The sequence below is a fragment of the Pedobacter steynii genome, from assembly GCF_001721645.1.
Taxonomy (GTDB): Bacteria; Bacteroidota; Bacteroidia; order Sphingobacteriales; family Sphingobacteriaceae; genus Pedobacter; species Pedobacter steynii_A.
In genome coordinates this window covers 5,934,875-5,947,291 of sequence record NZ_CP017141.1, presented here as the reverse complement: position 1 = coordinate 5,947,291, position 12,417 = coordinate 5,934,875, and the positions used below count along the sequence as shown (strand labels likewise).

At 43.9% G+C, this 12,417-nt stretch carries 15 protein-coding genes; 3 read left to right on the top strand and 12 right to left on the bottom strand.

What is annotated here, in order from left to right; translation table 11 throughout:
• The 10 genes from BFS30_RS24630 to BFS30_RS24585 all read right to left on the bottom strand — a co-directional run bounded on the left by BFS30_RS24630 (nt 1) and on the right by BFS30_RS24585 (nt 8,890).
• Nucleotides 1–561, bottom strand: coding sequence for a hypothetical protein (locus BFS30_RS24630; protein WP_069381729.1), 561 nt, complete (start codon nt 559–561; stop codon nt 1–3).
• Nucleotides 562–574: 13 nt separating this feature from the next.
• Complete coding sequence (locus BFS30_RS24625; protein ID WP_237028654.1) at nt 575–3,109, bottom strand: TraG family conjugative transposon ATPase; 2,535 nt, start codon at nt 3,107–3,109, stop codon at nt 575–577.
• A 30-nt stretch (nt 3,110–3,139) separates the two neighbouring features.
• A complete protein-coding gene (locus tag BFS30_RS24620) occupies nt 3,140–3,463 on the bottom strand; it encodes a DUF4133 domain-containing protein (protein ID WP_069381728.1) in 324 nt (107 codons plus the stop codon).
• Between the two features lie 5 nt (nt 3,464–3,468).
• Complete coding sequence (locus tag BFS30_RS24615; RefSeq protein ID WP_069381727.1) at nt 3,469–3,963, bottom strand: hypothetical protein; 495 nt, start codon at nt 3,961–3,963, stop codon at nt 3,469–3,471.
• Entirely contained in the window at nt 3,947–4,309 is a 363-nt protein-coding gene (locus BFS30_RS24610; RefSeq protein WP_069381726.1) for a hypothetical protein, read from the bottom strand. Before BFS30_RS24610 ends, BFS30_RS24615 begins: the two co-directional genes overlap by 17 nt.
• 28 nt (nt 4,310–4,337) lie before the next feature.
• Nucleotides 4,338–4,670 carry a DUF4134 domain-containing protein gene (locus tag BFS30_RS24605; protein WP_069381725.1) on the bottom strand — a complete coding sequence of 111 codons (333 nt, stop codon included), beginning with the start codon at nt 4,668–4,670 and terminating at the stop codon, nt 4,338–4,340.
• A 241-nt stretch (nt 4,671–4,911) separates the two neighbouring features.
• Nucleotides 4,912–6,024 carry a hypothetical protein gene (locus BFS30_RS24600; RefSeq protein WP_069381724.1) on the bottom strand — a complete coding sequence of 371 codons (1,113 nt, stop codon included), beginning with the start codon at nt 6,022–6,024 and terminating at the stop codon, nt 4,912–4,914.
• A 66-nt stretch (nt 6,025–6,090) separates the two neighbouring features.
• Nucleotides 6,091–6,525 (bottom strand): hypothetical protein, encoded by a 435-nt coding sequence (locus tag BFS30_RS24595; protein ID WP_157263041.1) that lies wholly within the window; start codon nt 6,523–6,525, stop codon nt 6,091–6,093.
• Between the two features lie 227 nt (nt 6,526–6,752).
• Nucleotides 6,753–7,598: an RteC domain-containing protein gene (locus tag BFS30_RS24590; protein ID WP_069381722.1), complete on the bottom strand. Its 846-nt coding sequence runs from the start codon at nt 7,596–7,598 to the stop codon at nt 6,753–6,755.
• 410 nt (nt 7,599–8,008) lie between these two features.
• Nucleotides 8,009–8,890 (bottom strand): LytTR family DNA-binding domain-containing protein, encoded by an 882-nt coding sequence (locus tag BFS30_RS24585; RefSeq protein WP_069381721.1) that lies wholly within the window; start codon nt 8,888–8,890, stop codon nt 8,009–8,011.
• A 156-nt stretch (nt 8,891–9,046) separates the two neighbouring features.
• Between BFS30_RS24585 and BFS30_RS24580 the strand changes: the two genes are divergently transcribed.
• Nucleotides 9,047–9,442, top strand: a complete 396-nt coding sequence (locus tag BFS30_RS24580; RefSeq protein ID WP_069381720.1) for a hypothetical protein — start codon at nt 9,047–9,049, stop codon at nt 9,440–9,442.
• Between the two features lie 44 nt (nt 9,443–9,486).
• On the opposite strand, the gene BFS30_RS27880 is transcribed toward BFS30_RS24580, so the two are convergent.
• Together BFS30_RS27880 and BFS30_RS24575 are read right to left on the bottom strand one after the other, a co-directional pair.
• A complete protein-coding gene (locus tag BFS30_RS27880) occupies nt 9,487–9,630 on the bottom strand; it encodes a hypothetical protein (RefSeq protein WP_157263040.1) in 144 nt (47 codons plus the stop codon).
• A 272-nt stretch (nt 9,631–9,902) separates the two neighbouring features.
• Nucleotides 9,903–10,100, bottom strand: coding sequence for a class I lanthipeptide (locus tag BFS30_RS24575; protein WP_069381719.1), 198 nt, complete (start codon nt 10,098–10,100; stop codon nt 9,903–9,905).
• A 333-nt stretch (nt 10,101–10,433) separates the two neighbouring features.
• Here BFS30_RS24575 and BFS30_RS24570 point away from each other — a divergent pair, with 333 nt between their 5' ends.
• Nucleotides 10,434–11,012: an RNA polymerase sigma factor gene (locus BFS30_RS24570; RefSeq protein WP_069381718.1), complete on the top strand. Its 579-nt coding sequence runs from the start codon at nt 10,434–10,436 to the stop codon at nt 11,010–11,012.
• A gap of 71 nt (nt 11,013–11,083) precedes the next feature.
• Entirely contained in the window at nt 11,084–12,226 is a 1,143-nt protein-coding gene (locus tag BFS30_RS24565; RefSeq protein WP_069381717.1) for a FecR family protein, read from the top strand.
• Nucleotides 12,227–12,417: the final 191 nt, after the last annotated feature.

Here is a 12,417-nt window from a genome sequence, read left to right as displayed (position 1 = left end):
TCATAAGCCCATCCTCCTTTTCTTTTGAGTATTTTGTTTCCCCTTACCGCCAGGTTGCAAGGGCTCCATACCTGAACGCTTGCGGTTCTCATTCACCTCGGCCAGCAGTTCGGTTTTTTGCAATGGAATAATAGTAGCTACCCGGTACATCCTTAACGGGATGCCATCGTTTTTGTAATACAACAAATCCTTTTCATTCCGACGTGCCATACCGATAGGGTCCAGGTAATATAGGTTGGGTAGTTCTACACGGACCACGTTTCCCGGCAGTTCCGTAATGGCCTCGTCGATATCAACCCTTTCTTTGGTGCTGGTATCGAAGTAGAAGGACAACTTTTTTGTCTGCTGGTCCATTTGGATATCACCGATGCGGATCGGCTCAATCAAAAAGTTGTTGGCCGGTTCCAGCAGGCCAAAGTGAACGTTTATAAAATAGGGCTGGCCCTTGATGTCTATAACCGGCTGGAGTCCGTCAACACGCCGCGATACTGCTTCTTTCCCTTTTAGGGATTTATAGACATTTATGTCGAAGAGATCCTGAGGATTAAATTCATTTTCCATAATCTTTTAATTTTTAGGCACGGAGTTCTTCCGCTGCAATGGCGCTCAATGCTTTTCTGATATCGCCTCCGTACCGTTTTGTAAATTCTTTTACTTTCAATTTCTCTGTCTGCTCCGTAGAATAGGCATAGTACTCTTCAATCGATGGTTCGTAGCCATATACTTTCATCAGTTGGTTACCCAGCTCGATATATACTTCCCGGTACCTTCTATTTGGATCATTGGCAATATTGAGCGACAGCACCAGCGCTTTGCCTTTGTCTGACATGCCCAGCACTTCCTGGATCTGGTCGAACTTGTTCTGGAACTTGCGCAGGTCCAGCAGGATTTTACAATCGGCATTATTGATAATAGCTTCCTTGATGATCGGCGAACTAAGCAGGTCATCAATTTCCTGGGTAACGGTTATTGCTTCGCCAAAATATTTACGAACTGTTTTGTAGAGGTATTTCATGAATTCAGCCATACCTGCTTTCGCCACAGCTTTCCATGCCTCTTCAATGACGATCACCTTACGGATTCCCTTCAGCTTTCTCATTTTGGATATAAAAAGCTCACAGATGATCAACGCAATAACCGGAAACAATATGGGATGGTCCTTGACCGCATCAATTTCAAATATCACCAGAGGCTGGCCCAGTACGTCCAGATTCTCCTTAGCATTGAGTAAATAATCAAACTCTCCGCCTTTATAAAAGGGCCGCAGTACATAGAGGAAATTATGAACATCAAAGTCGCGGTCCTTTACCCGGTCCCGGTCTAGCTCTTTGATAAAATGTTCATTGAGGAATTCGTAAAAGGTATCAAAGCAGGGAAACAGATCCGGTTCTGTATCCAGGTGGCCGTAATAAGATTGCAAGGCATTGGATATGGCCACGTACTCCGATCTCCGGAACGACTCATCGTTTTGTTTCCAGAGGGCAACAAGCAAAGTTTTGATGCTCTCTTTTTTTTCTGTATCCAGCACTTCGCCTGCCGGTATATAAAAAGGGTTAAATTTTATTGGGTTTTCCTCGCTATAGGTAAAATAATAACCACCCAACAACTCGCAGAGCCCTTCATAGCTGTGGCCTACATCGACAACAACGCAGTGGGCGCCCTGCTGTACGTAGCTATGGAGCATATGGTTCATGAACATCGATTTCCCGGATCCGGAACCGCCCACCACTATCTTATTGCGGTTTTGAGTGATCTTTCCCATCGGCTCATCCGATATGTCGACATGTATCGGCACACCCGAAAGCCTGTCATTGAGGCGGATACCGAAACTGCTCTTTGAGGACCGGTACGCCGTTTCCATATTGAGGAAGCAGGAAGCTTGCTCTGCAAAGGTTTCAAAACATTCGTTTTCCGGGATGTCTGCTTCATTGCCAGCTAAGGCGGACCACCAGAGCTGCGGATAACCTGTTGTTTCCAGGTGCGGCACTACATCCATCTTGGATAGGGAGGAGGAGGTCTGGTTACGCAGCTCCTTTAGCTCGTTATAATCATCCGTCCAGCACTGTAAATTAAAATGTGCCTTTATCGGTGTCCTGGCATCTGCGATGGCTTCATTCAAAAAATCCCCGGTCGCGTCTTTGCTGATCGTATTTTCCCGGCTATAGCCAGAAAGCGATTGCAGTCTTCTGCGCTTGGCTTCCAGCCGCTTCAGGGTTTTGGGAATATCACCAATGATCAGAAACTGATTGTAAATATGGTTTACTGGAAGCAGCTGACCGATAGGCGATGCAAAACCGACAGAGAACTTGGTGCGGTCCGTTGAATATTTATCATAATTTACCCTTGGGCCACAAGTGGCCGGAAGGTTGTCAGTATCGGCAAGGGTATAAAGCTGGCAGTAGTTCTCGCCGATTTTCCAGTCCGGCTTAAATTCGATGTCCCTGATCTGAGGTGTTTCTTTATTGCCCGATAGAAACAGATACCGTTCCAGTAGCCCCGTATTATTTTGGTCGCCTGTAAGTTCCTGCTGCGAAAGCTTTCTGAGCTGAAGCTGACCGCTATCTGATAAGATCCGGCAAAATTGGCCTGCCGCATCTGTCAGCTGCTGATACTGCTTGTTATTAATCGCACCTGCAGGAACAATGTTTGTTCGTAACAGGTTAGAAAAAGCAGAGCTGCCAGGCTTTCTTCCATCTGCTTTCAGGGTAAGCATCAGGTAGCAGTTATGATCCAGAAAAGGCCGCTCGTTAAAAAATTTATTGGCGCTTGTCTTCAGGAAATTGTCTTCGCCATCTGAAAATACGGAGCTGTATGATGAACGCATGAACCAGTCCTGTTTATGGAGCACAGTACCAACCGGCAATACCTTGATTGCCTTTAGCCAGGCATTGTGTAATCCTTCATACTCCTCATTGGATAGGGTAAATATTTCCGGCAAGGTAACTGCAAAGGCCAGAGTTAAATCGCCGTTTTTGGAGACGATACAGTCCTTTTCCAGCTTCCATAACGGAAGGATTTTTTCAATATCCTTACTGTTTATTTTTGCTTCCTTATGCTGTAGCAGCACTGCTGCCAGAAGGATCGCGGCAATTATCATTATCACTATCATATCTCTTCACCTTACCGTTACAGAATGAACCTATCTTTTGCACAAGGCAATAAAAGCTTTGCGCGAGCGCAGTAAAATAGCAGCGGGCACCTGCCGGAGTGCAAGGGCTTTCATCAACCCGAACTCTCCGTACCTGTGGCTATACCGGTAGACCCCCATAAACAAACCCGATCCTGCCAACAACACTACCGGTACGCACAGGTAAACAGGTACCGCCGCTATATACATGAGTGAGAACACAACCAGCAACACTGCGAGTCCAATTGCCAGATAATAGATATACTGTGCCTTTAGACCCCGGAATTCAATTGGCCGGTTAACACCTTTATTAATACTATATTGGATTTCTTTCATAGCCCTTATAATCCTTTTCCACTTTTCCTTTTACCTTTAAATACTTTGCAGATCTTTGCGCCCAGTTTTTTCTCTTTATTGGCCTTTATTAACTCCGGAAGACCGGATAATTCAATGGGAATTACCTCTGCCTTCAAGTTTCCCCTGATCGGGTAAAGATTGAGCAGGAAAGCATCTGGCTGACCATAATCCCTTGCAACACCAACCGGGTCGAGGTATAGTTCATTAGGGATTTTAAGCAATACGGTATCTTCCGGTAGCCGGGTAATGTTTTCCGGTATCAATACCTGAGATTCGGTAGCCTGGTTGTAAAAACACAAGTAGTTTAACCCGTCTTCATCCAGGGGCATATTATCCAGGTCCAAACCGGAGCCGCTGCCGTTCGTAGGTTTCAGCATGCGATCTTGCCAGACCACATTGAAATCCTTTCCTGCGATATCGATAATGGGAAGCTGCCCGTCAAGCCTGGATTGCAGCAACTCTTCAGCTATAGTGTTCATCTTCATAATAGTCCTCCTCCTCATTTTCATCATCGAGACCCAGCTCCGGCAACAGTACCGATAGTGGAATATTATATTTCAGGGCAATGCCCTCGGCGTCCAATTCCATTAAAGCAGGCAGCGTCACCCAGACAAACGTTTCTTTCATCACCGGATGATCCTGGTCAGCCTCGGCAACATTTTTTGTTGCTCTGTCATAGAGGAAAGTATATCCGTTGCCTTCCTGGCTGAAAACATTAAAGGATATCCGGTTAAGCCGGTCCTCTTTCTGTCGTAACTCCTCTCGCATTACATCTACATAGAATGCAGTGCCTTCTATATCCACTTCAGGTAAGTGCCTTTCCATATCACTATAATTTTATTGTTGATCCTGGTTATACACCGAAAAAGCCTTTGAGTATGGTTGCTACGACTACCAGAAAGATACAGGCGCCAAACCAGCTACTGGCAACCTTGGACGTGTCTGGTTCTCCGGCTGACCATTTGTTATATACCTTCACAGCTCCCACGAGTCCCACAAGAGCCCCGATAGCATACATCAAAAAAGTTCCCTTCTCGAAGTAGCCTTTAACTTTTGCGGTGGCATCGGCGATACCCTGGTTCCCGTCCTGGGCTTGAGCATAGAAGCCGATAACGATAAGGAACAGCACTGCTACCACTGATCCGGCTACACGGGAAATCTTTAATCCCTTCTTCACGTTTTTCATTTCTCACTGATTAAAATTTAATCCCTTGCACACGATGCGGCCTCAACTACTGCTTTGGCCTTCTTCAATAATGCTCTGTGGTTCCCCTGTCCGGATGGACAGGGGCCTGCAGAGCCTTGCGGCTGTCTCCATCTTCACCAAACCATGCTTCACCTTATCCACAAGTTTTTTTTAAGCAAAACATCCCCGGCTGCGGCCGGCCATCAGGCCGGACACATTACTTATTTTCATTACTGATTTGCTATTGCCTAATGGAACGTTCCACAATCCTGCCCCTGTAGTTGACTTTAAAATGAAAGTTGAAATGCTCCAGTAAGATCTCGCTGAAAATTGGTGAGCCGACCCACTTCAGGGTTTTCTCGAAATTATTTTCTGCGTACCTGGTGAAGCCTGGCCAGGATGGGGATGTGGAAGAATTGAATTGATATGGGCTTGTCCCGGCTGTTACTGCATATCCTTTGCAGCAGGCCTCCATTGTCATTTGATCGGCATAAGTAACACTTTGCCATCCTGCGAACCGGGTATGTTTCCACATTTTCAAACGGACCCCGGTCGAGGCGTAGAATACATAACCAACACGCCAGCGGTGATAATTTAATTTTACTGTGCGGCCGTTGTGTTCCGGAAAAGGATCGCCATTATCACCGTGATAGATATCGCCTCCGCTTTGTCCCCAAAAATTAGGCATTGGGCTTCCCATGTAAAGGCAGATTGGCAACCTGAGCGGACCGGTATGCTCTTCGCCAACCTCGCCCCATCTTGGAAAAGGTATACGCAGAAATGAAGTATAATGCACTTTGGTGCCTTCCAGTTGCTCTGGCTCTACGCGAGATATAATAGATTTCACATGCCTGGCAGGAATGGCATAAGCTTCGCCTTTCTCTTTGCCCGGCTTAAAGCTATATACAGTATCTGCAATCTGGATATAGCCGTCCTTACTTACCACAGTTGCAAACCAGCTGTCCGGACAATCCAGAAGTTTATTGGCATTGATCAGTGAATCAGCAGTCGGAGCTGTTCTGCGTTCCGATGTGTCGGCGTCCAGCTTCTCATACAGATTTCGAAGAGAAGTATAGCCCTGTCGGTTGTAGGCAGCTTCCCAGCCTTTAAGTTTTTTGGGGGTTCCGAACTTTTCCTGGAGCATTTCCATCGTAGTATTAAAGCTTTTCATGTTGCTGAATTTCAGCCAGCCATTGGAAACGCTCAAGCCCTCTTTGCCTGTGATAGGAGTGGGCATGCCGCTGGCTGTCGCATTCAATTTGTCGGGTTCCATACTTTCCGAACGCTTGCATGCAGCAAACAACGATAGCCCTGTCATAATCACAGCCAGTGTTTTTACATAAATTTTGTTCATAGCAATTTTTATTTAGAGTTTATCCGGTACGCTGTTTAAGGGTGCGTGCCATTCCCTTTTGATTAATCAGCGGGGCAAGTTTTCCCATCCACGCACGAGTTCCTGCTCGCTAAAGCTCACCCCGCAGACGGATTCAGCATTGTTTATCAAATACGTTATTATAGCTGGTTGAAATACGGGATGCCGTAACCCATTGTAACCGGCGAGACGGCTGTTAAGCTGCTGGAGGAGTTCCTGCTTGTCGGCATCTTTTCCTGCATTGTGTAATATTTGCCGCAAATCCTTTACTACCGTTTCCATCCCATCAATTACAGAACCTTCTGAGGCGTTGGAATGTACTTTAAGTTCGGCTGCTTGAGTTGCCCGAGTACGGGAAGGCTTTGACTCGAACAGGGACTGTAGCTCGTTGCGAAAGAACAAAAGCAGAACTACGGTATAATAGAGAAACAGGATTGGCCCCAAAGCTGTGAAGTAAAGTCCCCATGAAATGTTGCTGATCATAATGTCTTGATTTGTCATCAGGCTCCATTACCGTGATGATTACGAAGGCAAAATTGTCACCTGGGCAACTCTGTTTTAGATACTAGAGTGAAACGTTTCAAAAATTTATTTTTTTTGGACACAAAAAAGGCCAACAGTCCGGTGTGTTATATAAACACGGGACTGCTGGCCATTGCACCGCCAGATCGTCGGTTGAGAGCTAAATTTTGGGTATCGATTTTTACCGATCAATGGAAACGCGGATGCTCGTCCTGGTCATCCATTTTGCGGATCAGCATCTCTTTGGCAAGGTCCATGAAGGGGGTCCTGTTTTTCTTACGGATACGGATCGTTTGAAAGTATCCATAATAATTGCTTACCCTGATGTTCCAGGCATTCTGTGTTACATCATAGATTAGACGGGTACTCGCTTTGCCATTGTTAAAAACGCCCGCAGCTTCTAAAGCCTGCATCACTTCATGGAATTGTGCCTTTGTGCCAGTAAAGGTTAACCTTTCGTCGCTTACTGTTTGCAGGGCGCCGCCATTATCCAATGCTGTTATACTACCCTTAATGTAGCTGACCATGTCTTCAAGAGCTTGAATCTTTCCGAATTTAAAACTGTAAACATTGGAATGGGAGGGATCGATTTCTAAGGAATAGGCGGGCATCATCACATTCCTGTCGGGCTTACGGACGAACATCGCCGGGTCCAGATGGGAGTGATCGAGCCGATAATATAGATAGAGCTCCTGGTTCTGTTCAAAATAGCGGCAGAACCGATCTATGTGTTCGCGGTAATAGTTCTTTTGCACCTCTGGACTTGAAGGTGGTTTGGTGGATTCAACGCCAAAGAGCGCATCAAAAAAAATCGCTTCTTTCAGAAAAGAAGGTTTGATTTCTTTAAAGAATTTTACCTCCTCCTCTTCATTTTTAAAATCATATTCTTTGGCAAAAGTGTTGAGTTCCTTAAGATGCTCAAAGACGGCATAATAAGATTGTTCTGCAAGATGTAACATATCTCCCGTCGACTGTGCGATATCCTGCAGTTGGTTTTGCATCCGGGTGTAGAGGTTATTGGTGAATCTTTCCATTATGGGATGTATTTGGTTTAAGATTATTTGCGCCAAATCTATCTATGTGTAGAAACAGGAAAGGAATTTTGTAAGCGTAAATATTGCCAAATGGTAAAACAGGGGCATGAATAGACAGGATTTCAGGCGAATTGCCACATGAAGTGCCAGAATTTATATCAGTTCACAGCGGCGTAATGGCGCAACTGTAAAGCTAATAAAGCGCAAATCCAAAATTGAATAGATTATATATTCGTTGTGCATATATTTTTTTTCGCTGATATATTTACATTTTCTGCTTTCAATGGCTGAATTTACCGACATGAGCGCCATCTACAATAATCAGGCAGCAGGGAGTCTGAGCGGTATTTATGCCAGGTGCTTCCCATTAGCTTGAATAGAGAACCCGACTATTATCCTTCATTAAGGCGCTACAGGCCGCCGGGATTGGCAACCCATTGACGAAAGCTACGGGAAAGGGGTTTACTTGCGGTTACAGCTTCCCGGTATGGGGGATTTAGCGTTACAGCCAGCTTGCCGAAATTCAGCGGCCGGTAATCCTTCAGCGAATTGTGGCTGATGAGCATGTGCCGGGCTACCCGGAAAAAGTCGCGGTTATTCAGGTCTTTTTCAATCTGGTCTAAGCTTTGGTTGAGAAGATAGTCTTCACCATCAAACGGACGCAAAAATACATGGTTGGCTTCCCTGAAGAAGTAAGCAATATCAGCAATATCAATCGGAAAACTTTTATTGACCGTATGCACGATAAATATACCATTGGCCCGATTTTCATTTGAAAGTTGAAGCGGTGTTGTTCGTTCTTCCATTCTATCCAATAACGGATCTATCCGCTTATAGTAAGCGCGTTCTGCCAGTAAGTATCGCACAAAATAATAGACATTGAAAAGCGTAATTAAAAGTGCAATAAACGGCAGGGCATAAATGTGGAAATTATAGTCTATGATATCATATCCCTGAACGCCAAAATATAATGCAGCCAATAGGTAAGAACCAACGGTTGGAAATATTATTCCAAGTAAAAACTGCAGCAATATCCTTTTAAGTAAAGATTCATTCCAGGGATACCGGATATCCAGAAAGCGAGTTATACGATAGATAGTTTCTACGAGAATGGTGGTGATAATTAGCGTTGCGCCGAATTCGATATAATACATCAGGGTAAGCAGCCGTGGAAGCAGTGGGCTGTTTCCACCATACTCGGTTACGATGTATGAAGCAATGATAATGGCAATGATCCTGATTTTTCGGTCGTTATATCTGATTCGTTTAATGGGATGAGCGAGAGTTTCCAAATCGTTAAGTCTAGTCCAACAACAATTACAAAAAATAAATTTAAGCAAAAAATCATCCATTAACTATTTAAAACCAATATGATATTTCGATTACATTATTAAATTATTCGGGTTATTTATTAAATTCCTCTTTATTTAAACCTAATTTTTAAGCCTATGCCGTATCCATTCACCCCTGCAGGGGTAACCTTGAAAACAGCTGATCTGTATCTTCTCGATGATGGTGATTTGCTGACAGAAGCAAAGGATCTTGCCAATGACCTCTATGCCTGGACTGCTTTAAACTTTACGCTAAGCACCAAACAGCACACCTATTTTTCATTGCTGCCGCCCACTGTGCTCTTTGCCTGGGGGGCTATTCTTGCTGCAGCAATTATTCACCGGTCAGTAATCGTAATGCAGGATGTTCCTACCAATTATGGACCGCCACGAAGAACAAAGCAAGTGGCAATTGAGTTTTGTGGTACAAGTAATTATTTCCCGCCTATAGCAGGACCGGGGCCAATAGGAGGATCATTTACCACCTCGATTAAATATGATCTTGTAGATTAAATGCCTGTCAAATTAACGCTCTCTCAATAACGCACTGACGCACCTTACCACTTTGGTGGATCACCAGGAATAAATGGTAGGGATAACAGTGCAAGCGCAATGATGATCATAATAATAATCATAATAGTCCATTCAATCTGCTCCCTTCTTTCTCCCTCGTATCTTTCAGGTTTCTTATTTCGGGCCATACATTTAAAGATAGCTCTTTATAAAGATTTTCTCGACCCAACCTCCCTTTAAAGCAGAAGGGCACAGCCTAAGCCGTGCCACCCCCGTTTATTACGCTCTCGTTCAAATATAGCAATAAGTATATCCGGCAACCAAAAATTTGTTTTGCGCTTTCCGGCAAAACTTTTCAAGAAAATTCAAGTATCTGTAATTATAAATAAAGCCGCCCGAAGTCGGTGCGGCTATAAATTAATGGTTCCCAAAAATTGTGTTACTACACGGTCACAGCTAATCAACCTGTAGCACAGCAATTGCTAACATATTGCGATGCTTTGGTTCCATCAAGTGTACAAGTTGGTTGGCAGCTGTTCCAGCAGGAAGAACCGATGATCGTGACCGGTCCTCCTCCCGTTATCATTTCAGTAGTCAGCCTGGCAATGGTTTCTTTTTGTAAATCAAGCGGGTTCAGTTTTAAATGTTTCTTTTTCATAAAAAACAGATTGGTTAATACCTTGAAATTATATCATAAAAAAACCACATGCAATTCTTTCCTGCGAACTGCCGGTAAGCAGGTATGTAAACGCTTTTAGCATGGATATCTTCTTAAGATCCTTAGAAAGTAATAGTATTGAGCAGTAATTCGCAGTAAACGTTGAAGCCTATAACAACCTTCCAGAATTATCGCCCTCACATTAATAATTCCACATTTTTACGATGGCCATGCCAATGTCACGTCTTTGTTAAGTCGCTTATAACCACCTTTATCACTTTCCTTTGCGAGACATAATGATTAAATTTATATACTTGCGGAACTAAACCAAAGATGAACCAAATAAGTGCCACCGATGATACCGTGCTCCTGGACCTCATGCGTAAAGGGGATCAGCAGGCTTTTGCTATACTGTATAACAGGTACAAAGGGGTTTTATTTACCCATGCCTATCGAAAGCTTAGGGATTGGGAAGAAGTAAAAGACATTGTTCAGGAAATATTCTCAGGTCTGTGGGCAAAACGGGAGACTTTGGAAATCACCGATAATCTCAATGCCTACTTGTTTAAGGCAGTGCGCTATAAGATCATCAATTTGATCGCCCGCAAAAACACAGCTTCTATTTACGTCGATAGTTTTCAGTCCTTCCTCACGACTTATGCTGACAATACCGATCACCTGGTCCGGGAAAAAATGCTATGTTCAATAATAGACGCGGAAATAAACAACCTGCCACCGAAGATGCGCCATGTCTTTGAGCTAAGCAGGAAAGAAAACTTAAGTCATAAAGAAATCGCCGAGCAGCTAAATATTACAGAACAAAGTGTACGCTCTCACGTAAAGAATGCGCTCCATATCCTTCGCTTAAAACTGGGCATGTTCCTTTTTGTGGCCCTGCTTTTAAATAAATAATTTTTTTTACCCCCCACCTGACTTTTCATCTGACTATAGCTGTAATTGAACCTATAAAATCATTTACAGTAATGCTGAATTCAGACCTAAACGCAAAACATTTATTGGAAAAGTACCGCCAAGGCACTTGCAGCGAAGAAGAAAAGCTGCTGGTGGAAAAGTGGTATGAGCAGTTTGGATCGGGTAACCTGCATATGGATGAGCATATTGTTGAAGGACATATGGATGAGGTGTGGGCAAGGTTAAAGAAAGAAAACAGCAGAAGCCTTGCCCAACGCTTATGGATGCCGGCAAAAATAGCAGCATCCATCATTCTGATCTTAAGTATTGGTACCTACTTCTTTCTAAAGTATGTGCGGGATGATCAACAGGATACCGAACTATCTTTTAGCCAGGTACAACCCGGAGGCAACAAAGCCACGCTTACCTTATCGGACGGGACTGTTATTGCTCTTGAAGAAATTAAAGCTGGTATGATCAAAGAAATAGATGGAGTAAAAATCTCGAAGGCTGCTGAGGGTATCCTCACCTATGACATTAAAGATTCAATGTCATCAACAAAAACCAAAACGCAACTCAATATAATAAAGACGCCCAATGGGGGGCAATACCAGGTAAAACTGCCGGATGGAACCAAGGTTATGCTTAATGCAGCCTCATCCCTTAAATATCCGGCAGTATTTACCGGTAGGCAGCGCGTTGTTGAACTTACCGGTGAAGCTTACTTCGATGTTACAACTAATAAGAACATGCCTTTCATTGTAAAATCAGCTGGTCAGCTGGTTAAGGTCCTGGGAACCCATTTTAATATCAATACATATGCTGATGAAGGCAGGATAGTTACTACGCTGGAAGAAGGCGCTGTCCGTGTATTTGGTGGTGGCACCGTAGCGACTATAAAACCCGGGCAGCAAACGCTGCTACATCCAGATAAAAGTTTACAGGTGGCCGAGGCGAACCTGAAGACGGCGCTGGCCTGGAAAAATAATAAGATGACATTTAAGGATACCGGAATTGCTGAAATCATGCGTCAAGTATCCAGATGGTACAATATAAAAGTAGAATATCAGGGAGCCATACCTGATGACACTATCACCGGAACAATCAGCCGACACTCAGACCTCTCTTCAGTCCTAAGAATGTTTCAGGCAATGGAAATTAAATTTACCCTGATACAAACTCCGCAGGGAAATAAACTTATCATCAAACCCTAAAAGATAACTAACCCGATGTTTCACCTAACCCAAACAGTATGAAGTAACCGTTTTCCAAATTAAAATTTAGGTCTTTAGTTATGCCAGACATAAAAAAACCGGAGGTGCTGTTCAGAGCCCTTCCGGTAAAGTCTGGCGCTTAATGAAAAGGCCAGTCAGCAGTTCAGTCAATCTTACTTAACTAAACCGAA

Excerpts from the sequence above, each read along its gene's own strand:
- BFS30_RS24630 (WP_069381729.1), bottom strand. The coding sequence starts at position 561 with ATGGAAAATGAATTTAATCCTCAGGATCTCTTCGACATAAATGTCTAT.
- BFS30_RS24625 (WP_237028654.1), bottom strand. The coding sequence starts at position 3,109 with ATGATAGTGATAATGATAATTGCCGCGATCCTTCTGGCAGCAGTGCTG.
- BFS30_RS24620 (WP_069381728.1), bottom strand. The coding sequence starts at position 3,463 with ATGAAAGAAATCCAATATAGTATTAATAAAGGTGTTAACCGGCCAATT.
- BFS30_RS24615 (WP_069381727.1), bottom strand. The coding sequence starts at position 3,963 with ATGAACACTATAGCTGAAGAGTTGCTGCAATCCAGGCTTGACGGGCAG.
- BFS30_RS24610 (WP_069381726.1), bottom strand. The coding sequence starts at position 4,309 with ATGGAAAGGCACTTACCTGAAGTGGATATAGAAGGCACTGCATTCTAT.
- BFS30_RS24605 (WP_069381725.1), bottom strand. The coding sequence starts at position 4,670 with ATGAAAAACGTGAAGAAGGGATTAAAGATTTCCCGTGTAGCCGGATCA.
- BFS30_RS24600 (WP_069381724.1), bottom strand. The coding sequence starts at position 6,024 with ATGAACAAAATTTATGTAAAAACACTGGCTGTGATTATGACAGGGCTA.
- BFS30_RS24595 (WP_157263041.1), bottom strand. The coding sequence starts at position 6,525 with ATGATCAGCAACATTTCATGGGGACTTTACTTCACAGCTTTGGGGCCA.
- BFS30_RS24590 (WP_069381722.1), bottom strand. The coding sequence starts at position 7,598 with ATGGAAAGATTCACCAATAACCTCTACACCCGGATGCAAAACCAACTG.
- BFS30_RS24580 (WP_069381720.1), top strand. The coding sequence starts at position 9,047 with ATGCCGTATCCATTCACCCCTGCAGGGGTAACCTTGAAAACAGCTGAT.
- BFS30_RS27880 (WP_157263040.1), bottom strand. The coding sequence starts at position 9,630 with ATGGCCCGAAATAAGAAACCTGAAAGATACGAGGGAGAAAGAAGGGAG.
- BFS30_RS24575 (WP_069381719.1), bottom strand. The coding sequence starts at position 10,100 with ATGAAAAAGAAACATTTAAAACTGAACCCGCTTGATTTACAAAAAGAA.
- BFS30_RS24570 (WP_069381718.1), top strand. The coding sequence starts at position 10,434 with ATGAACCAAATAAGTGCCACCGATGATACCGTGCTCCTGGACCTCATG.
- BFS30_RS24565 (WP_069381717.1), top strand. The coding sequence starts at position 11,084 with ATGCTGAATTCAGACCTAAACGCAAAACATTTATTGGAAAAGTACCGC.